Source organism: Arthrobacter liuii, from assembly GCF_014639275.1.
GTDB classification, from domain to species: Bacteria; Actinomycetota; Actinomycetes; order Actinomycetales; family Micrococcaceae; genus Arthrobacter; species Arthrobacter liuii.
The window spans coordinates 36,198-57,400 of sequence record NZ_BMFW01000024.1 but is presented as its reverse complement, the minus strand read 5'-3'; the positions used below and the strand labels follow the sequence as shown (position 1 = coordinate 57,400).

The 21,203-nt window shown below is 63.4% G+C and carries 23 protein-coding genes and 1 pseudogene; 10 read left to right on the top strand and 14 right to left on the bottom strand.

The genetic code is table 11. The features are described 5' to 3' along the window. Positions 1-331: 331 nt before the first annotated feature. Positions 332-1,066, bottom strand: a complete 735-nt coding sequence (locus tag IEW19_RS17990) for an MBL fold metallo-hydrolase (protein ID WP_188572956.1) — start codon at positions 1,064-1,066, stop codon at positions 332-334. A 37-nt stretch (positions 1,067-1,103) separates the two neighbouring features. Between IEW19_RS17990 and IEW19_RS17985 the strand changes: the two genes are divergently transcribed. Beyond that, complete coding sequence (locus tag IEW19_RS17985) at positions 1,104-1,658, top strand: TetR/AcrR family transcriptional regulator (RefSeq protein ID WP_188572955.1); 555 nt, start codon at positions 1,104-1,106, stop codon at positions 1,656-1,658. Between the two features lie 587 nt (positions 1,659-2,245). Here IEW19_RS17985 and IEW19_RS17980 read toward each other — a convergent pair. Next, positions 2,246-2,488 carry a hypothetical protein gene (locus IEW19_RS17980; protein WP_188572954.1) on the bottom strand — a complete coding sequence of 81 codons (243 nt, stop codon included), beginning with the start codon at positions 2,486-2,488 and terminating at the stop codon, positions 2,246-2,248. Positions 2,489-2,594: 106 nt separating this feature from the next. Then, entirely contained in the window at positions 2,595-3,077 is a 483-nt protein-coding gene (locus IEW19_RS17975; protein WP_188572953.1) for a GNAT family N-acetyltransferase, read from the bottom strand. Positions 3,078-3,233: 156 nt separating this feature from the next. On the opposite strand from IEW19_RS17975, the gene IEW19_RS17970 reads away from it, so the two are divergent. Next, on the top strand, positions 3,234-3,833 hold the full coding sequence (locus IEW19_RS17970; RefSeq protein WP_188572952.1) for a hypothetical protein: 600 nt from the start codon (positions 3,234-3,236) through the stop codon (positions 3,831-3,833). Between the two features lie 204 nt (positions 3,834-4,037). Here IEW19_RS17970 and IEW19_RS17960 read toward each other — a convergent pair. From IEW19_RS17960 to IEW19_RS17950, 3 genes and pseudogenes are all read right to left on the bottom strand, one after another. Then, positions 4,038-4,814 (bottom strand): annotated as a pseudogene (locus tag IEW19_RS17960) (MIP/aquaporin family protein). Between the two features lie 9 nt (positions 4,815-4,823). After that, positions 4,824-5,240, bottom strand: a complete 417-nt coding sequence (locus IEW19_RS17955; protein WP_188572950.1) for a hypothetical protein — start codon at positions 5,238-5,240, stop codon at positions 4,824-4,826. Between the two features lie 270 nt (positions 5,241-5,510). Continuing rightward, positions 5,511-5,960 (bottom strand): hypothetical protein, encoded by a 450-nt coding sequence (locus IEW19_RS17950; protein ID WP_188572949.1) that lies wholly within the window; start codon positions 5,958-5,960, stop codon positions 5,511-5,513. A 517-nt stretch (positions 5,961-6,477) separates the two neighbouring features. On the opposite strand from IEW19_RS17950, the gene IEW19_RS24140 reads away from it, so the two are divergent. The 3 genes from IEW19_RS24140 to IEW19_RS17935 all read left to right on the top strand — a co-directional run bounded on the left by IEW19_RS24140 (position 6,478) and on the right by IEW19_RS17935 (position 8,868). Further along, complete coding sequence (locus tag IEW19_RS24140) at positions 6,478-6,633, top strand: hypothetical protein (protein ID WP_308420015.1); 156 nt, start codon at positions 6,478-6,480, stop codon at positions 6,631-6,633. 105 nt (positions 6,634-6,738) lie between these two features. Then, positions 6,739-7,521: a hypothetical protein gene (locus IEW19_RS17940; RefSeq protein WP_188572948.1), complete on the top strand. Its 783-nt coding sequence runs from the start codon at positions 6,739-6,741 to the stop codon at positions 7,519-7,521. 399 nt (positions 7,522-7,920) lie between these two features. Further along, positions 7,921-8,868 (top strand): hypothetical protein, encoded by a 948-nt coding sequence (locus tag IEW19_RS17935; RefSeq protein WP_229748561.1) that lies wholly within the window; start codon positions 7,921-7,923, stop codon positions 8,866-8,868. A gap of 366 nt (positions 8,869-9,234) precedes the next feature. Here the strand turns inward: IEW19_RS17935 and IEW19_RS17930 are convergent, their stop codons facing one another. The 4 genes from IEW19_RS17930 to IEW19_RS17915 form a co-directional block, all read right to left on the bottom strand. After that, a complete protein-coding gene (locus tag IEW19_RS17930; protein ID WP_188572946.1) occupies positions 9,235-10,236 on the bottom strand; it encodes an alcohol dehydrogenase catalytic domain-containing protein in 1,002 nt (333 codons plus the stop codon). Between the two features lie 80 nt (positions 10,237-10,316). Further along, entirely contained in the window at positions 10,317-10,994 is a 678-nt protein-coding gene (locus IEW19_RS17925) for an NADPH-dependent F420 reductase (RefSeq protein ID WP_188572945.1), read from the bottom strand. 97 nt (positions 10,995-11,091) lie between these two features. Further along, entirely contained in the window at positions 11,092-11,733 is a 642-nt protein-coding gene (locus IEW19_RS17920) for an NADPH-dependent F420 reductase (RefSeq protein ID WP_188572944.1), read from the bottom strand. Then, the gene (locus tag IEW19_RS17915) at positions 11,733-12,443 is read right to left on the bottom strand and encodes an SDR family oxidoreductase (protein WP_188572943.1); all 711 of its coding nucleotides are present in this window, start codon (positions 12,441-12,443) and stop codon (positions 11,733-11,735) included. Before IEW19_RS17915 ends, IEW19_RS17920 begins: the two co-directional genes overlap by 1 nt. Before the next feature lie 128 nt (positions 12,444-12,571). Between IEW19_RS17915 and IEW19_RS17910 the strand changes: the two genes are divergently transcribed. Next, entirely contained in the window at positions 12,572-13,150 is a 579-nt protein-coding gene (locus IEW19_RS17910) for a TetR/AcrR family transcriptional regulator (RefSeq protein WP_229748560.1), read from the top strand. A 215-nt stretch (positions 13,151-13,365) separates the two neighbouring features. Continuing rightward, complete coding sequence (locus IEW19_RS17905; RefSeq protein WP_188572941.1) at positions 13,366-13,599, top strand: hypothetical protein; 234 nt, start codon at positions 13,366-13,368, stop codon at positions 13,597-13,599. Between the two features lie 253 nt (positions 13,600-13,852). Here IEW19_RS17905 and IEW19_RS17900 read toward each other — a convergent pair whose 3' ends face one another. Further along, positions 13,853-14,221 carry a hypothetical protein gene (locus IEW19_RS17900; RefSeq protein ID WP_229748559.1) on the bottom strand — a complete coding sequence of 123 codons (369 nt, stop codon included), beginning with the start codon at positions 14,219-14,221 and terminating at the stop codon, positions 13,853-13,855. A 1,477-nt stretch (positions 14,222-15,698) separates the two neighbouring features. Between IEW19_RS17900 and IEW19_RS17895 the strand changes: the two genes are divergently transcribed. Then, complete coding sequence (locus IEW19_RS17895; RefSeq protein WP_188572939.1) at positions 15,699-16,733, top strand: DUF4192 domain-containing protein; 1,035 nt, start codon at positions 15,699-15,701, stop codon at positions 16,731-16,733. Between the two features lie 185 nt (positions 16,734-16,918). On the opposite strand, the gene IEW19_RS17890 is transcribed toward IEW19_RS17895, so the two are convergent. Together IEW19_RS17890 and IEW19_RS17885 are read right to left on the bottom strand one after the other, a co-directional pair. Beyond that, positions 16,919-17,593, bottom strand: a complete 675-nt coding sequence (locus tag IEW19_RS17890; protein WP_229748558.1) for a plasmid pRiA4b ORF-3 family protein — start codon at positions 17,591-17,593, stop codon at positions 16,919-16,921. 100 nt (positions 17,594-17,693) lie between these two features. Next, positions 17,694-18,380 (bottom strand): hypothetical protein, encoded by a 687-nt coding sequence (locus IEW19_RS17885; protein ID WP_188572937.1) that lies wholly within the window; start codon positions 18,378-18,380, stop codon positions 17,694-17,696. Between the two features lie 286 nt (positions 18,381-18,666). Here IEW19_RS17885 and IEW19_RS17880 point away from each other — a divergent pair, with 286 nt between their 5' ends. Together IEW19_RS17880 and IEW19_RS17875 are read left to right on the top strand one after the other, a co-directional pair. Beyond that, positions 18,667-19,089, top strand: a complete 423-nt coding sequence (locus IEW19_RS17880; RefSeq protein WP_188572936.1) for a hypothetical protein — start codon at positions 18,667-18,669, stop codon at positions 19,087-19,089. A gap of 346 nt (positions 19,090-19,435) precedes the next feature. Beyond that, positions 19,436-20,527 carry a LacI family DNA-binding transcriptional regulator gene (locus IEW19_RS17875; protein WP_229748564.1) on the top strand — a complete coding sequence of 364 codons (1,092 nt, stop codon included), beginning with the start codon at positions 19,436-19,438 and terminating at the stop codon, positions 20,525-20,527. A 283-nt stretch (positions 20,528-20,810) separates the two neighbouring features. Here IEW19_RS17875 and IEW19_RS17870 read toward each other — a convergent pair whose 3' ends face one another. Beyond that, on the bottom strand, positions 20,811-21,044 hold the full coding sequence (locus tag IEW19_RS17870; protein WP_229748557.1) for a hypothetical protein: 234 nt from the start codon (positions 21,042-21,044) through the stop codon (positions 20,811-20,813). Positions 21,045-21,203: the final 159 nt, after the last annotated feature.

The window sequence follows — 21,203 nt, the reverse complement described above, 5'->3', positions numbered from 1 at the left end:
GACATTCCGTAATTCTTGTCCCCGCAAAGCGAAAACAATCTGCTCCCGTGACTGTGGAGATTCCCACCGCTGGCCATGACCGCGAGCCACGGCGCCGACATCCAACGACCGAGCAGATCAGGTTGACGGAAGATCAATTATCGGCACCTGTTTGGCAGGGGAGTGCCGCCACGAGGCAGATTCGGCGGTGTCGTCTGGGCCGCCCTGTCGCGGGTCTCCTACCCACGTCGCGTCGCCTCAAGCAACGTTAAGCCAACGTCCATCCTGCCCGCTTTATGACATGTCTGTTATAGGCTTTTTATCTGTGGGGCGCCGGAAGTGGTGCCTGGGCTCATTGCCGGGCGGGTGCTGCGTCTGCCTCTGCTGCGCGGTACGCAGCGATGAGCGAACGTGTGTCGCCGCGCCACGGTGCGCCGTGGCCTGGAATGACCCAATCCACATCCAAACTTGCGAGTCTGTCGATGGACCGCGACGATTCGGTTTGATTGTCGGTGAAGGGCGCTGGTTGCGGACCTTGCCTTCCGGTTAGCACGTGGCGTGTAGTGAGCTCGTCGCCGACAAAGACCGCACGGACGGCCGGGACGTAGACAGCGACGCTTCCCGGCGAGTGGCCTGGCATGGCGATGATCTGCGGCGCGCCTGGCAACGCCGGAATGTCTCCGTCGTGGACTGGCGCGACCTTCCGCACGGGCGGGACGCGCAAGGCGCCCTTGGTGATCGCATGCGCGAAGAAACGGACCGTTGGACCAACCCGCCGTGGATCTTTTTGTGTGGCCGGCGGCTTGGCGCCTTCCGCACGGTCGGCATCCTCGGCACCGATGTAGACCGGGATATCGAGCTCTGTCCTGAGTCGCTCGGCGAAGCCGATATGGTCGCTGTCGCCATGCGTGAGCACGATCCCTTTGATATCAGTGATCGGACGGTCAAGCTCCTGCAGCTCGCGCTGGAGATCCCGGTAGTGCCCGGGCAGGCCGGCGTCGACAAGGGTGATGCCCTCGTCGGTCACGATGAGATGGGCCGCGACGATGTCGTTGCCGATGCGGCGGAGTTGCGGCGCAAGTTCCATGAAGGCTACGATAATTAGCCATCGAGAGGAGGTCAAGATGCCCGCTCCGGAGAAGACTTCCCAAGAGGCCATCGTGGCCGCAGGCCGCGAGCTCGTCGAACGGGATGCCATCGCTGGGCTCACCATGCAAGCCGTGGCAGAGAAGGTTGGCGTCAGGGCACCATCGCTCTATAAACGCGTGCGCAACCGTGATGAGCTCATGGACCTCGTGGTGGCGGCAACGATTGCAGATCTGGCCCAAGCGTTGCGGGACGTGATTGCTGGCATCGATGACCCTCGGGACCAGCTGAAGTCCGCTGCCGGAACGCTTCGCGCCTTCGGGCATGGAAGGCCGAAGAGCTTTGAGCTGATTTTCGGCCCAGCGCGCGAAGCAAGCGAGGGCACCCGTGCCGCACGCGATCGTGCGGTCGCACCGCTTCTTTCCTCGTGTTCGGCGCTGGTCGGCGAGCAGCGGGCTCTTGACGCTGCACGGCTCGTCACGGCGTGGGCCAACGGATTCATCACGATGGAGCTGGCTGAGTCCTTCCAGATGGGCGGAGATGTCGACTGCTCATGGGCATGGGGGCTGGACCGGATCGTCCGCGCCCTGTGACATCGACCAGCCTTTCCTGGGCGGCAATCGGGGTGTGCCGGGCCTGAGCAAGCAAGGCGTCAATCGTGCATACGAAAAGCGATAGCTGCTGCCGTTGGGAATGCCCCACCCTTTCGTCGTCAAGGGGCTCACTCCCCACCCAAGTTAACGGAGAGGGAAAGACCAATTATCGGCGCTCAAAATTGGCGGCGAGAACCGTAAAAGGGGGGCGACTTCCGGTCATCGTGGAATGGCGGCTCCAATTCCAATGTGGACTCGCATTCAAGCCGACCGGCTTCCCATCCAATCCGCCTGCACCAATCCTTCCACGACCTAACCCCGCTCGGCCCCTCCAGAAATCCGGGCCATGGAGCGACGATGAATAGACACGTGGAGGTCGCATAGAACGATGCGTTCCCGCCAGAGCGGGCGCCGAGGGTGAACCAACCGTTGGTGACTTGGTGTTCACCGATGGTCAAGGTCCGCAGGGTTACCCTCCGGGCATGATCAATAGTCTTCAGGCCGCCGTCCTGGGTTTCCTTCAGGGCATTACCGAACTTTTCCCGATCTCCAGTTTGGGCCAGAGGGCAGGCCGGGTTTTCTGTGGCCTAAAACGTCGCCGTCTCGTTGCGTGCTCGTGCGGCCAGCTGGTCGCGGGCCTCAACCCGCTCGGGGGCCAGTTCCGGCAACAGCCGATGGGCGGCGGCGAGGAGTCCGAAGTAGCCGTGGCCGTCCAGCCCAACCTTGGTGGCCTCATTGATGCCCGGAAGGACGACCCGGGCGCCCTGGGGTGTCCGGGCGTGCGGAGCGATGAGCCCGTCGAGGTCGGTCGGGTCCCGCCCACTTGCCATCGGTGCGGCCGTCTCCTCTAGCGGCGCCGGACTCCCGGTTATGGCAGATTGCCGGAAGTTCGCTCGGCGTCGCCTCCTGAAATGATAGGGAAGCGGGTCCGGGTGTTTAGGCGTCATCATTGTCACCTTCCGGGACGCGTCGGAAGTCCCTGGAGAGATAGAGGGCCAGGGCCGCTGAATTGCTGTCCTCAACGGTGACGGCGACCGTGGCACGGCCTAGGGTGTGCAGGATGTGCATGCTGCGTCGGAGGAGTTCCTCGGCCAGCCCTTGGCGGCGGTGATCCGGGTGGGTGAAGAGTTCATCGATGACCGCTTCACCGTCGCGTTCGGTGACGATGATCGCGGCCGTGATCTGTCCCTCGGGTCCGTAAGTGACGAGGGACGCCGCCTCGGCGATGCGGGTGCGGCGCTCATCGGTTGAGGCGGAAGCCCGGCCCAGATTTCGCTGCCGGGATTGTCCGGCGTAGGCGTGCCGATGCAGCCGCGCGAGTTGAGGGAGATCCGCCGGTTCCAACTGCCGAAAAGGGACGCGGGCCGGCACGGTGCTTCCTGGTCCGGTCGCCGCAATAAGAGTGATCGAAGCATTCATGGCGGTGTTGCCTCTCCTGAGACGCGGCGGAACTGTTGAATATAGTGTCCGGCATCGTGCCGGTATTTTGGCCCCGGACACTGGGACTGTGATCCGGTTGTAGTCTGGCGGTGCAGGCGGTACTACTGCACCGAGGATCTTCCGGAAGGGTTCCACATGCCATTTATCAAGAGTCTGAAGCAGCGGATCACCGCCGCGATGGACGCGTTCACCGGTTCTCCGGACCCGCAGCAGCGCGTCCGCCAGGCAACCTCTGCCCTACCACAGGCCATGTCGACGGCGCAGGCCCGGATCGAAGGGACCAGGAACTACATAGGTTCACTTCCGGTCCCGGTCGGGCCGGGGGCGCTTCAAGACATCGCCGAGGCTGAGAGCTGCCTCCGCTCAGCGATGGCAGCGCAGACTACTGATCCGGTCACCGCCCTGGCGAACGCGCGGATGGCAGCAGAGCTGGCTACCCGGGCCGGGCAGATGGCCCAGGCCGACGCTAATGCCGGCATGCACGGAAATAACGGTGGGTCTTGGGGCCGCCCCGGTTCCGGGAACGGTGGTGGGTTTGCCCGCGGGCTCGGCGCCGGAGCGCTTGGCGGGATCGCGGGAAACATGCTCTTCGGAGGGCTTTTCGAAGACCGGGACGGCGGCGAGAGACGCAATTTTGACGCCCTGGGCGGCGATGACGACTTCGGTGGCGACACCGGCGGCTTCGGGGGAGGAGACGCGGGCGGCTTTGGTGGTGGCGATGAGGGAGGCTTCTGAATTCTTCGCACAAGGTAGGGAAGGACCCGGGGCCCGTGCGGAGCAGGTCACTGTCCCGCACGGCCGCTTGGCAAAGGGATCTTGGGCTCACGGGAACCCATTTCGGCCCCGTCCTCGGGTTGGTGCCCGACCTCGGGCGGTCGTCACCAGTCAGAGAGACAGGTTAAAGATCTTCAGGTTTGGATCCCTGGTTCAGCTGGGGAGTTAGCCTTGGGCGGCCTGTTTGGCGGCGGCCTGGCCGCCAGGGCCGCGCAACAGGTGCGCTATGGTCACTGCAAGGAGGGAGCCGGCGAGCGGGCCGGCGACGTAGATCCAGAACCGGCTGAAATCCCCGGTGATCAGGTCAGGGCCAAGCGACCTTGCCGCCGTTCATTGAGGCTCCGCTCACGGGGCCTGCCCGGAGCCCGCCATGACGATGTACGCGGCGATCCCGAATGCAGACAGGGCGCCCACATTCTGCGTCCCGGAGGCGACGGCGAGAATGGTGCTGACGAGCCCCGCGGTCAATACCACTTCCAGGATGAGGGCCTGGTAGTCGGTGAATTCCGGGCCTGGAATGGTCATCCCGTCCGTGCCGTGATGACCGAACACGGCCAGGAGCGTGGCGGAGGCGAGCACCGCCCCGCCAGCCTGGACCAGGACATAGCCAGGGATTCTCCTCCAGGGGAAGTCCCGGCGCAGTGCGAACGCCAGGGTCACGGCGGGGTTCAGATGGACCCCCGAAGTGGGGCCGATGAACAGGACGACGGCGATGATCGTCAGCGCCGGTGCCATCACCGTGGCCGTGTGCCCGATCCCACCGTGGTTGGCGGTATTTACGACGTCGGCGCCCGCCGCAGCCAGTACCAGAAGGTAGGTCCCGAGGAACTCACCGAAAAGCCTGCGTAATCTGTTGCCGGGCTTGTTGAACGCCCGGATCAGGCGGTGGTCCTGTGCCGAGAGCCCCGGGTGCCGCCGCCCTGCCGTGCTTGGTGTCGGCATCTGTCCTGCCTAGAACCCGGCGATACGCGCGGGGACGACGGTGTCTTCGCTCAGATGGTAGGACGCACAGACCCGGTGGTACCCGTCGGCGATCCGGGCAGCGGTCCTGGCCTTATTGTTTCCGCAGATGATCAGGCAGGGCGAGAGTGCCGTGCCGGCCCTGACCCGGCCCAGTTCCTTGGCAACGTCGGGGTCATCGGCAGGCAGCAGGGGCAGGCCGGCTGCCCGCAGAAGGTCCTTGGCCTTGAACGAGACGGTGTCCGCTTCCCTCAGGGCCTTGACTGCCCGGTTGACGGCTTTGGGGCCGGCGATCAGGGAGAGGTAGGAGGCCGCCGCCGGATAGTCGTGCTTCTCAGGTTTGTCTAGCCACTTCACTGGCGGGTCGGTGTCGCGGTCGGCGTGGGAAGGTCCCTCGTGTTTGGTCATGATGCTCCTCATGGTCTGTTCGTACTCGGTGTCCAGTCGTGCCGGGTGTCCGACGGTCTCGTGGTGGTTCGGATTATCCTCCCCATGACCCGGGAACGGTCAGTAAAGCCGGCCACCGCCGTGCCAGGACGCCGGCTGACGAGATTTTGCGTCGGCTTGGGCTACCTGCCCGGCCCGGGTAGGCAGATCTGCTCGCCGTTCTGATCGACTGGATCCGGAGGTGGGTTTCGTCGGCGGATGGGTGCGGGCTTGTGACGACAAAAGCGATGCTTACGCGCGGTTGAGGGGGCGGGGCGCGTGCCGCCGGCCGGCCGGGAGGCGGGTTCTGAGGTGGTTCCCGGCCAGAGATCCTGCGCTGACGAGGACGATCGGGAGCAAGGGTTCGTGCCAGAGGATGCTGCCGGCGCAGCCGGCCCCGATGGCGGCAATGAACAGCAGGCGCGCCCACGTTGCGCTGCGTCGTCCCCGCACCGGCATGTGTCCGGAAGTGTGCTGGCTTCCGTAAAGTCCGGTATGGCTGCACGAGGAAACGGGCGCTGTGAATTCCTCGGTGATGAGGGTAACCAAGGGCAGCGGTACCCCGGTGGTTTGGGCGGCCTGGGTCGGGGTGAGCCCGCGGGAGAGGAGTCGGGGCACCAGGAGGGTGCGCAGCCCGGATCGGTGGTCCCGGTCGGGCCGGGATCTCCCGCCGGGGGCCAGATCCGCTGGATAGTCAGTCATGGCACCTCGTTGTTTGTGCTCGTTTCACTTTGACGGTGCAGGCTGGCCCGTCTTGGTTGTGTTTCGGTTGGGTTCCCGGTGTGCCCAGTCCGGGGGGATGGCGGCTTCGAGGGCGTCATCGACGGTGATGACGCCCAGGATGTGGTGACCAAGAACCTCATGGTCGATTCGGGCCTGTCCTCCCTTCCCTCACTGCTGACCATCTCGAACCGGCTGAAGAACATCGACCCCGGAAGCGTTAACTTCATCACCGTTCCAACGGTTCCCGCACCGCAGGACCCCAACCGGCTTACCCTGGAGGAACCGGCGGCCTCGGACTTGTTTGCGGCGCTGCGCCGCAGCCCGGACCTCAGCCAGCCCGCTCCCCCGGCCCCTACGCAGACCCCGGCAACACCCCCGGCACCTGCGTACGAGAAGTCGCTGCAGCCGGTATCCATCGTNCTACAGTGCCGGGTACAAAGACGTCGCCGCCGACGTGGCCGCCCTGTTCGGACTACCTTCCGGCCGCGTCCAACAGGTGCCGAACATCCAAGGAGTCCAGCTCTACGCCGGCACAGACTTCGCAACCGGCACCAAACCGGCCACCCCACCCCCGCCGGCCGGCTCCCCGGGCACCGAGGTGGCACAGACCGGCAGCGACGTGACCTGCCAGACGGCCAACACCACCGGCTAACAAGACCCAGGGCCTTCCCATGCGGAAGTGGTAGTACTGCAGATGGGTTTCACCGGGAAACGGGGGTAGGAAAAGAGGATCGATGTGCTCCACAATTGGTTAGTCATGGACGCGCTGATCGTGTTTTTTGGAGCCGCGGCGTTATTAGCGGCCGCGGCCGTTTTCCGGGCAAAGAGCCTCTACGGGCGCGTGGACGCCGCTGCAGCCGTGGCTTTGGCATTGGTCATGGTCGCGGTAGGGCTGGGCTGGGCGCCGTTGGTGACGGGACGGCTTGAAATGATGCTCGCTGTCGTGCTGGCAGGGTTCGCCACGAGTATCGCCTTTCGGAAAGGCGCCCCAGAAAGCCCTGGCCTGTTTCCGGGGATTTATGGCGCCGGAGTGACGGTACTGGCGGTCTGGGTGCTGTTCTCAGCTGCCCACGGCGGCGGTACGGCAACGGATCATCCGGCGCATCAGCTGGGCGCAATTCTGGGGGCTCTGCTGGGCTGCTTGCTCATGGTCTTCGCCGCCGCGGGTTGGATGATGGGCCATCGCTACGGAATACAGCAAATACGCACTGAATGCTGGGCTTGTGCCAAGTGGAACACCTACTCTGCCAGTGGAGTCTGCGGTGATGGCGGACCACCTGAGACCGCGGGCGCCTCCCCCAGCCGCTGCCAACTTCCACCAGCCCAACACTCTTTGTTCCCGCACGACCCAGTTCTCGTTCTAGCTGAGCCCAAATCGGGGCTTATCGTGATGTGCAGAGAGCATGGAGCAGGTGGCGACGGCGTCGTTAAGAGGCGGAACGCCCATCCCAATCGCAGCCGGCTCCCCCGACGGTCAGCCACTGTTCAGGAACCGCCTCTAGTGTTGATCGCATGCCCGGCGGCGGTGTCATCTGCCTGAGAGCGTCCCGGTGCGCTAGGCTCACCGCCCAGCGTGTCGAGCCAGATACACCGTTAATTCCACAGTCCCGGGTGGGGTCACCAAAACCAAGGTTCCGGCGGCCTGTAAGGTGGAGGCGGGCCGCGACGGTTTGTTTGTGCTGAAGGTTCGTTGCACAGTAACAAGGATGGTTGAGGGAATGGCGTGACCGGAGCTGTTGAATGGGCGTGCTTTTCGGTCGGCGTGTTCTTGGCGATCTGGACCTGGACGAGTGTGATCGGGACCCTCATCGTGCCCCGACAGCACAAAGACCGGCTTTCCGCGGCGGCCGGCCTGATTGCTAAGGGAGTTTTTGCTGTGGCCCGGCGCCCGATCAGGACTTATCGGCGTTTGGACCGGCTGCTGGCGTGGCAGGCACCCATGTCTTTGTTTATCAGGCTCGGCATGTGGATGCTGTTGTTTTATTTCTCCTTTGCCCTGATGCTGCTTCCGTCCGTCCACGCTGACGCCCAGCGGGCGCTAACTGAGGCAGGTTCAGCCTTGTTCACCCTGGGCTACGCGCCCCCGGACGAAGCGGGAAACACTTTGCTGGTGTATTTGGCGGCCTTCACCGGACTCGTCGTCATCGCACTGCAGGTCGGGTACCTGCCCGCGCTCTACGCAGCTTTTAACCGTCGGGAATCCGAGGTTACCCTTCTTGTGTCTCGTGCCGGTTCCCCAGCGTGGGGGCCGGAGCTTCTGATCCGTACCCGTTTCGGCCTGTCTACCGTGGACACGACCGCGGAGCTGGGGACGCTTTACGCCACGTGGGAACAGTGGGCCGCGGAGGTCGCCGAGTCTCACAGCACGTACTTGACCCTATGCACGCTTCGGTCGCCGCTGCCGGAGTCGAACTGGCTGACTGCGCTACTCAGCGTCATGGACAGTGCCGCGCTGCAGCTCTCTCTGAGCCCAGGCATTGCTCCGACTCTGAGAGCGCGGCTGCTCCTTCGGATGGGCTTTACATGCCTAAATCAGATAGCGGAGGCGCTGTCCGTTCCAGTGGTCGAGGACGTCGACCCGGACGGGGAGACGGAACTGACATTTTCTGAGTTCAGCCACGCAGTGTCGTTGCTTCGCTCAGCCGGGTACCCGGTGGAACACACAGCCGAACAGGCTTGGCCGCATTTCCGCGGGTGGCGGCTGAACTATGAAGCGGTCGCCTACCGGCTGGCCTACATTATCGACGCGCCCCCGGCGCTCTGGAGCGGACCCCGCAGGCTGGCAACGGCGCAAATACCGCCGAAGCGGCCAGCAAACCGCGTAGCCTCCGAAGCCCACTCCGAGGACCCTCAACTAAATCTCCGCGGACCCGATCCAACCCCGTAGCCGCTGCCATCCATCACGGCGATGGAAACCGCGGCCAGCCCAGGCACCTACGTGTCAGGCGTTGTAGGTGTGTACGGCAGACGCGCCGTGAGCGGGATGCATTTTCAAGAGACGGCTTCGAGAAGGCGGAAGACGCATGGAGACCGGCAGGTTAGAGCAGCGCATAGGAGTGATCGCGGTCGACTGGGAAAGCATGGACCTGAAACTGGACGCCGCCGTTGCGGAAGTCCGGGAAAATGCCGAATTTTGCCTAGGGCCGAGCCTGCAGCTCCGGATAAACCGGCAATCGAAGCATGGAGCTGTTGGTTGCACGGTTGGCGCCCGTGTCCTAAGCGGACACGGGCGCCAACAATATGGGTTCTTTCGTTAGTCGTCGGTGAGGACGACGCGGAAGCGGGCGAGGCCGGACATCATGCGGTCGAAGCCTTCGGCTGCCTTGTCCAGCGGGTAGGTTTCGATCATCGGCCGTACGCCGGTCAGGGCGGCGAAGCGGAGGGTGTCTTCGGAGTCTTTCGCGGTGCCCGACGCGTGGCCGGCGACGGTGCGGCTGCCGCCGACGAGGTCGCCCGCGCTGACGGCAAGCGGTGTGTGCGGGACGCCCAGGACGACGAGTCGTCCGCGGGCGCTCAGCCCCGGGACGGTTACGGCCATCGATTCAGCGTCGGTGACGGTGGCCAGGACGACGGTGGCGCCGCCGAGGCGCTTGAGTTCGGCCGTGACGTCGGTGGTTGTGCTGTCGATGTAGTGGTGCGCGCCGAGCTCGCGTGCGAACGATTCCTTCTCCTCGCCTCGGGCGATGGCTACCGTTTCGAAGCCCATTTTCGCGGCGAACTGGACGCCGAGGTGGCCGAGGCCGCCGAGGCCCAGAACCGCGACCAGGTCTCCGGGGCGTGCGCCGCTGTTGCGCAGTCCGTTGAAGGTGGTGACGCCGGCGCACATCAGCGGTGCGGCGTCGGCGAAGCTGAGCGCGTCAGGGATCAGTGCCAGCGCGTCGGCCGGGGCGACCAGGTATTCGGCGTGGCCGCCGTCGGAGGTCAGGCCGGTGGTTTTTCCGACCTTGCAGGAGATGAAGTCCCCGTCCCGGCAGGACTCGCATTCGAAGCATGCGCCGCCGAACCAGCCCACTCCCACGCGCTGGCCCGGTGTCCAGCGGGTGACGCCTTCGCCGACGGTCTCGATGGTGCCGGCGACCTCGTGGCCGGGTGTCCGCGGGTAGGAAGAGGCGAAGCCTGCCGCGCCCATGGAATCGCTGTGGCAGATGCCGCTGGCCGCGACCTTGATCAGGACATGCCCGCGGGGAACTTCGGGAACGTCGAGCTCGACGGCCTCGAGGGAAGTGCCGGGGTTGGCGAATTGAACTGCTTTCATGGTGATGGTCTCTTTCGTCGTCGGTGGCGTACGGTCGTCCGCGCCTCCACGGGGTGGGGGCGCGGTTGGGGCTTGGAGGTTTAGCGGACGATTTTGAAGTTGAAGTCGGGTGTGCCGAGGGCGCCCCAGAGGCGCAGCCAGACGGGCAGGAGCATTTCGGTGCCGCGGGCGGTGGTGATGTCGCCGAGGTCGATCACATCACGGTGCCCGAACTCTTTCAAGAGCGCGGTGACGGTGTCCTTGGCGTCGGTGTCGTTACCGGAAACGAAGAGCGTGCCGGGGTCGCTGATCCGGTCCGGATGGGCCATGAGGTCGGCGTTGAGGGTGTTCAGGGACTTCACTACCCGCGTTTGCGGGTAGGAGCGCTGGATCTGCTCGCCGAGGGAATCGGTGTCCTTGACGAGCAGGGTAGGCGGCATCCCCTTGCTGAAGTCCAGCGGGTTCGCGATGTCCAGGATGATCGTGCCGTCAAGGTTTTCGGCCCCGGCCTGAGCCAAAACGTCCAAGGAGGCGCCGCCGTTCGTGGCATTCACAATGAGGTCCGCACCGGCGGCGGCATCGGCGAAGCCTGCCAGGGTGATCCCGGGGCTTTCCGCGGCCCAGGCCCCGAATGGTGCGTTGCCCATCGCGTCCGGCTCGGTGCGCGCCAGTGTCGCCTCCGGATCGCGCGTGCCTACGGTCACGATATGGCCCAGTTCGGCGAGGCGGGGTGCGATGGTCCGGCCTACGGTGCCGGTTCCGAGGACTGCTGTCTTCATGGATGGATCTCCTTGTTCAGTGCGGATAGTTCAGTACGGATTCGGGTACAGGAATCGACTGCGGGATTTAGCTAGAGGGATGTGACTGCAGGACTGGTCAGCGGGTGAGGATTTTGAATCCGAGGTTGCGCCCGTACCCGGCTTCGAAGGCCAGGGTGAACCACAGGGTGACGAAGTCGTCGACGGTTTTCGCTTTGTCGTTGTCCCCGATTCGGATCGGGCGCAGCCCGGTGGCTGCGATAAGGGCTTCCGTGACCGTCTGGCCAGGGCCCGCGGGCCCGCTGTAGAGGAGGTCGCCCGTTTCTTCACCGTAGCAAGGGTCCTTGAAATTTTCCCAACCCAGGCTGTTGAACGCCCGGTACGCCCGGGCTGTGGGGGCGTGTTCGGCGATCAGAGCCAGACTGTTCATGGTCGGGGCGCCGATGTTGTTGGTAGCGTCGATAACCACCTTGCCCGCCAGGTCTCGGCCGTAGGCGGGGATGGCGTCCGCCATGGCGGCGCCGTTGATCGCCCACACCACGGCCTCGGAGGAGTCGAGGGCTTCTTGGATACTACTAAGGCGGGCTCCCGTGTGGCGGGCGTCATCCAGACCGTCCCGGCCCGGGTTGCGGGTACCGACGGTGACGGCGTGGCCGGCTTCGGCAAAGCGGGTGGCCAGCGTCCGGCCGATGATGCCGGTGCCGATGACCGCGACGCGGATGCTGTTCATCCGGGATTCCTCCAGGTGCTGCTTAGTCATCAGCTGACCTGGACCCCGCCGTCGACGTCCAGGACGGTGCCGGTGATGAAGGTGTTTCCCATCAGGAACACGGCCGCGGTGGCGACGTCAGAGGGCAGTCTGGCGCGGCCGGCCGGCACGTTCGCCGCGTACCCGGCGAGCATGCCCTGGCGCATCTCCTCGGGCATTCCCGCGTAGGCCGGGGTGTCCACCAGACCTGGGGCGATCACGTTGACCCGCACCGGGGCGAGGTCGATCGCATTGGCCTTACCGAAAGCCTCAAGCGCGGCGTTGATCGCGGCCATCATGGGACGCCCCGGGGCGTGCTTGCGGCTGGCGCCCCCGCCGACAAGGGTGATGGACCCGTCCCGGGCGATCCGGTCTGCCGCTGCGCGGACTGCCTCGTAGTACCCCCAGAACTTGGTGTCCATGAAGGGCCGGACCTGATCGGTGGACAAGTCCCGGACTCCGCCCATGGCGCCCGGGCCTGCGGAGAGCACCAAGTGGTCAAAGGCGCCGATCCGGTCAAACAGTGACTCCACCGAGGACGTGGAGGTCAGATCCACACGCTCAAGCCCGACTCCCGCAGGGAGGTTGACGCCCTCCGTGGTACGGGCGGCGGCGGTGACGCGGGCGCCGGCTGCTGCTACGTGCTCGACGACGGCGCGTCCGATGCCCGAGGTGCCTCCGATGACGAGGACGTGCTTCCCGGCAAAGTTGAAAGAGCTCATGGGTTCTCCCGAAAGTAGGGGGTAGATCCGATGTGACGGATCGTTCTCAAACAGTTTGTGACGGAACGATCCGTCTGTCAAACTGGATGCAGAAAACACAGTAAATGTTCAGAAGGAGTGTGGTTTCCGTGGCACGCAGGAGCGGCGAGGAAAACCGGCGCAATGTACTCGAGGTGGCGACACGCCTGTTCTACGAGCAAGGGATCCGGGCGGTCGGGATGGACACCGTGGTCAAGGAGTGCGGCGTAGGCAACGCCACGATCTATCGCCAGTATCCCACCAAGGACGCCCTGGCCACGGCCTATGTTCAGGGGCGCGCGGATGCCTGGTTCGAGCGCATGGAGCAGGCCGCCGGGGAATCATCCTCTCCGGCGGGCAGGCTGATGGCTGTTTTCGAAGTGCTCGCCGGGGACACGGCCGGACCCACGTATCGCGGGTGTCCGATGCTGAACACCAACACCGAGTTCCCGGAAGGCGGACACCCGGCGCATCTGGTCGCCGTCGAGCATAAACAGCAAGTCCGGGACTGGTTCCGGGCCCTCGCCGTCGACGCCGGTGTCCCGGACCCGGACCGGCTCGCGGACGAACTGCTCATCATCCTCAACGGCGCCTATGCCACCGCGGCCGTCCTCGACGGCGCCACTTACGGTCAGCGGGCCCTCCACCTTGCCCGGCTCCTCATCGACAACGCCTGCCCGAACCCCTAAGACCCGCCCGACCAGAGCTCTTGCCCGTAAAGGCAGCGGTGGACGTAGCATCCATGCACCCCGCGCACGCCCCCATCCCGCACACGGCCAAATCAGCTTCACGAGCCTGAACCATGCCCTCCTGATTCTGTCAACTATTTTTGGCCCCGGCCGGCCTCGATCACACGCCGATCCTGTTCACCCGACGTTTACCCCCGACCCGTAAGCTCACCAGCATGAAAAAGTCCATGGACGACACGGAAATGCTGCCCGCGCGTCCCGCAGCAGACTGGACTCATCTTCGCCCCGGCCAGCCGGTCACGGTGGCCGAAAACGGACATCCGGCCCGCACCGGCACCATCGACGCCGTGACCACCGACGCGTCCATCCTCTGGGTACGGCTGCCTGGAATAGCCCCGCGCCGCATGTTCCTTCACACGGACCCCGTGGACATCCGGTCCGCACACTAAAGCCCCCAGCACCTCGATCAGTCCGGTTCAACTCACCGACCCGCCCGTCCGAACCGGAGTCCCCGTAGTATCGCGAGCAGGGCGAAACCACCGGCGCAGCGGGCGCTCGGACCCCTCACCGGTCGTCCTGTCGCGGTCACTCTCGCCAGCCACCTCTGGCAGGTTCCCGGCCAGTTCCGCCACTTCAGCGGATCGTCCTGTCGTGCCCGCGATAGCCCGGTAGAGGATCCATTACCGTGCAGCCCACCGGCTCCTAGGAACAGATGTTGAGAAAACCTGTGGCACCCGGACGAGCAAGGAAAGTGATGACGTGGCCATTGTCATCCCGAAATACAGCTTTTGAGCCGGACACGGTCACAGTGCCAGCCTGATAAGGGTTTCCCCACCCCGGAGGGGGATTGCCCTGGCCGTCGTCCAGTGGTGATTCGGCGAGGAAGAATGTGTCGTCGACGCGCAATTCCTTGATTCCGCAATGGGTGTAAAGCATAGTTGGCATGCCGGAAGCGGTGGGTGCCGGCGGCTCCGAGGAGGCTTGGGTAATGGGGGTGGCAGGACCTGCGCATGCAACCAGGACGGCCAATAGCGTAACGGCCAATAGCGAGAGTCTGATTTTTCCGGCCATTTGACCGCACCCCAATTCCCGATCAGGCTCAAAGAGTATGCCGTGAGAGAGAGCGCCACAATACTAGGGCTAGTCACGTTTTCCTCACGGCGCGTCCGGTGTTGGATCCTTCGAGGGCGGCGGGCGAATCGACGTAGCGATTTGTGAACACGAGTGGAGAGCAAAGGGGCACTTGTGCACAAGAGTAGCGGGCAGCCCCTGATCACAACCCGACTTCACAAGGCCCGGAATTTAGCGGGAAGTTGTGCAATCAGCTTCTGAAAACGACAACAACCACGCTGAGTTCCGGCAGGTCTTCTGGCTCGGTTCGCAATAATCAAAGGCTCTGCGAACTCAAGGTCATAGCTGTTTATAAGCTGGACGGCTGGTGCAGTGATCAGAACTGTCAGGGATGGCGCAAGCTCAATAACTTCGTCCTTGAAAAAGCAGATATAAGTGTGGACACTGTCCACACTCCGTTTGACACGACAAACTCCCGCGGCCACCCTCTTCACCGGTCCCCCAGGCCGGCCTGCGGCAGCGCAGGAGTGCAGGTGCGGACAAGTCATGTTGTCCCCACTCCCCCGCGGCATGAATAGGTGTAGGCCAACCACGGCCAAACCGACAGAACCGGAACGAGGACCACAAGAAATCAGTCACAGCAACCGGAAGTCTCCCCAGCCAGGGACTTGAACCCGCCACCCCACACACCTGCATAAGCTCCGCGGCAGCCAAGCCAAAGCCCGCACCCGTAGCGTCAGAGGCGCCCCAGCGCAAGCTTTGTCAACACATCAAAGCAAAAAAGCCTCTGACGAGGGAAAACACTGTGCCCGAGGTGGGACTCGAACTACATTCCAGCCCTTGAAAACAGTGGGAACCCGCGAAAACATGCGGAGACCGGAGCAGTACGAGGGATGTAAGACTTCATCCGGCGCCAAGAGTGTGGACAATGTACACGCCGCAGTTCGGGCCCCCTTCAGAAACTCAGATCCAACGATCGCACCCTGAAGAAGGAGTGCGGTTCTTCTTTGTCCTGACTGCTTCGGCACTCAGCTGGGTCCTCATTTTCTTGCCTGCGACACCCGGGGACACGGGACCTGAATCCACCTGTGTACAGCACCCCGTCCCGTCCTGTACAAGGTCGCAGAGCCGTGATCAGTTAAGCCATCCCGAACCGGCCTTATCGCGCCCAGTCATGCCGCTCGGTCCCTGTCCGCCGATGGACAAGCAGAAGTACGAACTGCTTGTCATTCTGATACCTCCCATGATCGCTGGGCGGGCCCTCCGCGCAACCAGGGCGCTACGCGCCGACCCCGGAACCGAAAACTTCCCAGGCCAGAGCCGGATGGCTCCGAGTCGAAGTTTTCGGCCCCGGCGCCGGTCCCCCAAGTTGCACTCCGGCCCCTCAACCCAGCGGACGGTCCCCTACCAGAACGACGCCCACAACCAACAACCGCAGAAGAAACAGCAATAACCAGGGTGAAGGAAACACGGAATCATGGAAAAGCTCACAATCAAAACACCATCAGATGTCCTCAGCTTCATCGGCCACACCCTCGGCTTCTGGCCCCAGGAAAGCCTGGTCTGCATCACCATGCACGACAACAGCATCGGCGCGACCCTCCGCATCGACCTCCCCCGCCACCCCGGACAGGAACTCCCCTACGCACGCACCGTCGCCCACTACCTCACCAGCGACACCACGGCCACGTCCGTTCTCTTCGCCGTCTACACCAGCGAAACCGCCCAACCCGGACAGCCCAGACCGCATGCCGGGGCCATCGCCGCGCTCACCGGAGTCCTCGCCGAACAGGGCATCACCATCCGGGACGGACTCTTCGTCGGCGACGAAACCTTCTCCCCCTTCGACGGCGAACCCGGCACCAGCCTCGCCCTGCCCGTCAGCTCCACCCAGACCAGCGCCATCAACGCCGAATTCATCTACCGCGGCAGCTTTGTTGAAGCCAGCGACCGCGTCACCCTCCCCACGACCGGTCAGGAAGCAGCCAAAGCGACCGCCGTCGAACGCTCCATGGAAAACATTAGGTCGCAAGCGACCGACACCGCGCTCCAGCAAGGCCGGAAACTCTGGTCAGACATACTCGCCTCCACAACCTTCCCCAGCGACGACCACTGCCACGCACTCGTCGCGAACCTGCAATTCCCCGCCATCCGCGACCGGCTCATAGCCGACATCCCTGGAATGGACGAACCCATGCAGAACATCCTGTTCGCCCAAACCACACAGCCGCCAGCATGGTCGCGCATCGAATGGGCACAACAATTACTCCTGCACGCGTACACCCGCACCTCGCCCGAACACGCAGCACCGGTCCTCACCGCCATCGGCTACATCAACTGGTGGGAAGGCAAAGGCAGCAAAGCACACCAATTCCTCCAACTCGCCCTCGACACCGACCCCGCCTACCGTCTCGCCCGCCTCAGCGACCAAATGGTCGGCTCCGGCATCGTCGCAGGATGGAACATGAACAAGAACACGGCTTACAAAGCCCTACCGATCGACATGCCGTAATTCTTGTCCCCGCAAGGCGAAAACAATGCGCTCCCCGCGACAGTGGAAATTCCCTACCGCAGGCCAAGACCGCGAGCCACGGCTCCGACATAATCCAACGACCGAGCAGATCAGGTTGACGGAACGTCCATTATCGGCCCTTTAAAATTGGCGGGGGAGTGCCCCGAAAAGGGGCTTCTGCCCCGTCACTTAGCGCGTTTTTCCCCAGACCGCGTACGTCGGAACTGTTCAGCCAGCGTCCGGTTCACGGTGGGAATGTCGAGAAATGCAGGGTCAAAAGGCGCGTCGGAGCCGGTTATGTCAGCGACCCAGGCTGAGTGCTCGGCGTGGTCTGGATGCCTCGGGTCGGCCAGCGCATCCATGATCTCTTCGTACCCGGGAAAACCGCCGGAGTCTTCCAGCGGGCCGCGCCGCGCGCCGTCAATCAACCGGGCCGGCGGACTATCTTTGTCCGCTGGCCGGCGGGATACCAGCTCAAGCCGGTGAAGCCAGCTGTCACCAAAGTCGTACTCGTAAAACGCCTCGGCAGAACCCAGCGCGAGCAACTGATCCAGGGAGCAATCCTCCTCAGGCCTGTCCCCCGGTTCTTCACATTCCTGCCCTGGAAGCCACTGCAGGACTTCCGGGAATTGGCCGTCAACCGGCCGCAGCGGCGCAAACGGGTCGCTTGCTACAAACCTGTGCAGGTGCGCGTCCTCCCAGCCAAAGGCTGTCTGCAGGACCTGGTGCACCTGGTTCAGAGCCAAGGAGCTCCGAAGCTGGAATACACGCCATATCTCAGGCTCGCTGTCGATCAGCACCACGCGCACCTCCAGAATCGATTCCTGGTCAGCCCCCGCCTCGGCGTTGAAGATGTCCATGAAATCCATTCTTACAGGGGCCGCTGCCCTACCTGTAAGTCGGAGTGACCTCTACCCACGGGGTCGCCTAGTTTGGCGACAGGTCAGTTATTGGCGTTTTTCACCTGCCGATGAGGGATCTGTCGGCAGGCGGCGGGACTGCCCCCAGGTCCGCGTCGATGCTGTAGATGGTGTCGAAGGTGTCAGTAATCCTGGTGATGTCCTCAAGCGTGATGTTGATGGACGCGGACCGTTTCTTCAGGTGCCGGACCAGTTCGGTCTGCGGCCACATCAGCTGGTCCATGTAGGTGTTGAATGATCGTCCGGTGGCCTTGGTGTAGTCCGAGAGCGCCTGCCGGTCTGTGATTCTTCTGCCGTACGTGAGCTCGATGTCGACGTCGCCGAGTGGATCGATGCCCGGGCTGAGGTAGCTTCCGAAAATCCTGAGCGTGCCGATGAACAGGGGTTTGCCCGGATCGCCGTTGTAGGCGTGCGCCCGTTCCACCAACCCTGCTACCAGGCGGTCTGCGGTTTTTCTGCTGATGGGCTTTCCGAAGCTTGCCATTGCCAGGGCATTGCCCTGGATGGTCGAGTCCCACCAGACGTCGCCCTGAGTGTCGACCCGGACCTTCGCCATGTACCCGGCAGCTTCCAGTTCCGCGAGAACGGCTTCATGTTCGTATCCGGTCCCGTCGAGCAGATCCGCCACGGCCTCTGCGACCATCTCACAGCCTCTGAATTTGCGGACAATCGAGCGGGCCAGCCCGGCCGGCAGCCCGGCCACGGTGTCGGTCTTTGCAACCCTCATGCCCAAAGCCTAAGCATCAAAAGCGGAAGCATCGACCGGGATGACGGTCCGTGATGCCCTCGAGAACCGTTCACCCTTCCCAGCCAACTTCAAGGTTCAGCCTGCAGGATGTGGAATGGAACTTCGGCCAACCGCTATTTGGCCGGAGTTTCGCCATTCCGGGCCCTGCCGCAAGATGCGGAGTGATTCGGCGCGACCCCGTTCTACAAACGCACCCCCTGCCGGGCAGCACAGAACCACGCGCGCTCCCCTTGACCGGCCGGAGCCGTCAAGCTAGCTTGACTTCATGAACGATGGAGCCGGGTCGGTCGAGCAAGCCCTCAGCGGCGGAGATGTCCACGAGCTTCTTAGAGTATGGGAAGACTTCAACCGCGGTGAGACCTGGCGCGAGGTTTCTGCCACCGGCAGTGACGAAGCCCGGGTGGCGGCCGCGCAGTTCCTCGCGGAGGTAAGAGAAGTCGCAGCGCTGGAGGCGCTGCGTGCAAACGCGAAGGCTGTCAAGCTGCTCACCGCCCGGCGCTGGTACGTCATAAAATCCGCCCGGGAGGCCGGCGCGACGTGGGCCCAGATCGGCGAAGCGCTGGGGATCACCAAACAAGCCGCCCACGACTTCTACCGCCGCAAGATCGAAGAGCAGGAAAAGTACCTGCCCGACCTTCACGACGCCGCAGCCGCACGTGCAGTCCTGGAGGAAGCGAAGGAAGACTAGCGGCGTAGACCGCAAGGCAGTCCGTTCACCGGCCGTGGACCCTTTCGAACACTCCCCCAACTCGCCAGCTTGACAGAACCTATCTTATCGGTACTTTGGCCCCGTGTGTAAAAGTGGCCCAAATTAGGAGTCCGCCCTCTGCCTCATCACCTGAAGCACGGCGAAATTTGGAAGCACAGTGCTCTGGTGCTGGCAATGGGCGCGTACGGTGATGGCTTGGCCGCGTAGTGTTGATTGCGGATACAGGACGGTTGGTCCGGGGAAAGAGTTAGGAGGCGCGGCTGTGGCAGGAGCAGCGACGCACCCGGAGGTCAACGGCTCCGGCTCGAACCCGTCCCAGCGGCGGATGACTATTAAAGAAGTCGCACAGATGGCAGGCGTTTCATACGGAACCGTGTCCCGAGTTCTTAACGGCCATCCCGAAGTCAACGAGTCTACCCGGCAGCGGGTATTGCAGATCATTAAGGATGTTGGGTATCGCCGCAATAGGGCCGCTACCACTCTTGTGACCAGTCGCTCGACATCCATCGGCATCGTAACCGATGGGTCCCCGCGTTTTGGGCCGGTCGGAACGCTTCTGGCGCTGGAGAACGTAGCCAGGGAAAAGGGATACTCAACCACTGTAGCTTCTGTCCGACCCCCGTACGAGGAATCGATCCCGAACGCGCTCAACACCTTGGAAGACCTCGGAGTCGACGGCATAATTGTCATCGCGCCGCTGGTGTCCATGGCTGCTGCCGTTTGGCGCGCAACGCGTCGGGTGCCTCTTGAAATGGTCGCAGCGGGTGTTTCTTCCACTCCGGATGTCTTCACTTACTCTGAAAATCAAGAACTCGGGGCCCGGCTGGCAACTCAGCACCTCATCGACCTCGGACACACAGACATCGCCCACATCGCAGGTTCCATGGAGTGGTTTGACGGGCGCGTGCGAAAGCGCGGGTGGGAAGCAGCGCTCAAGGACGCCGACCTCGAACCAGGGGTGTGCCTTGAAGGCGACTGGAGCCCAAAGTGGGCATACGAAACGGGCCTGCAGCTCGTCAAGGAAAACAAGGTACCCCAAGCAATTTTTGCTGCCAGTGACCACACTGCGCTTGGCCTCATTCGTGCCTTCGCCGAGAACGGAGTCCGCGTTCCGGAAGACGTCAGTATCGTCGGCTTCGACGACATCGAAGGATCCGACTACTTTCTCCCGCCGCTTACGACGGTACGTCAGGACTTCACGTCTTTGGATGGGGAGATAGCCACGTCTTGGACAACCATGTCTACGACGGAGATGGCCTCACAATTATCGGCTTGGAGGAAGCGCCGGATACCTACGGCCACTTCGCAGCCAACTGGCTGGAACGTCAGCTTAAACGCCCCGTGGAACGGCTTGATTGGCTACAGGGTGGACAGGCCAAGGAGTCAACATGGCGCCTGCAAGACTCGGGAAAAATAATTGCCCGAAGTGGCCGGTCGTTGCGCCTTCCCTCCAAACAACCCGATCGCGTGCTCAAAGTTCGGTAGGGAGATTGGCTCTTCGGCTGCTATTTCCACTGACCAAGCGGCCCTACCGCAGGATGAATACGCTCACTTTGAATCCGCAGGGATGCCAGTAGGAGCACGGACGGGCTGGTTGGCTGGGTTCGGGTTTGCCAAGCAGAACTCAACTGACGCCTCTCACCTGACAAAGTGCAGGGCAGGACCCCGCCGCCAACTTGTGCTCCACGACGTGGCGTAGATCAGGCAGGGGTCGATCCGATGCCGGCGCTGCTAACCCGGCCGATCTTAAGATCAGCCATGTCCAGCAAGCGCCGCCCGCCGGTCAGTTCGTCCATGATCCAGAACAGGCCGTGATCCGGGACCCTTTCGGTCACGCGCCCGCGGTGGACGAGGGAGCCCTTGTACCGGGCGGCGATGAGATCCCCGGCAGCGAGGTCATGGCAGGTATCAACAGTCTCTTCATTCATGGTCATGAGTCGCATCCTTTCCGAAGCGTTCCGCTCTCACAGAGTGCACGTTCAAGGTTGCACGAAAGTTTCCGCCGCAGGGTTTCTTCGTACTCACGTACGACCCAACTTCCCCAGTCCCGCTCCATTGGGCCGTAATGAGACCTCGCGACAACACGGTCGACT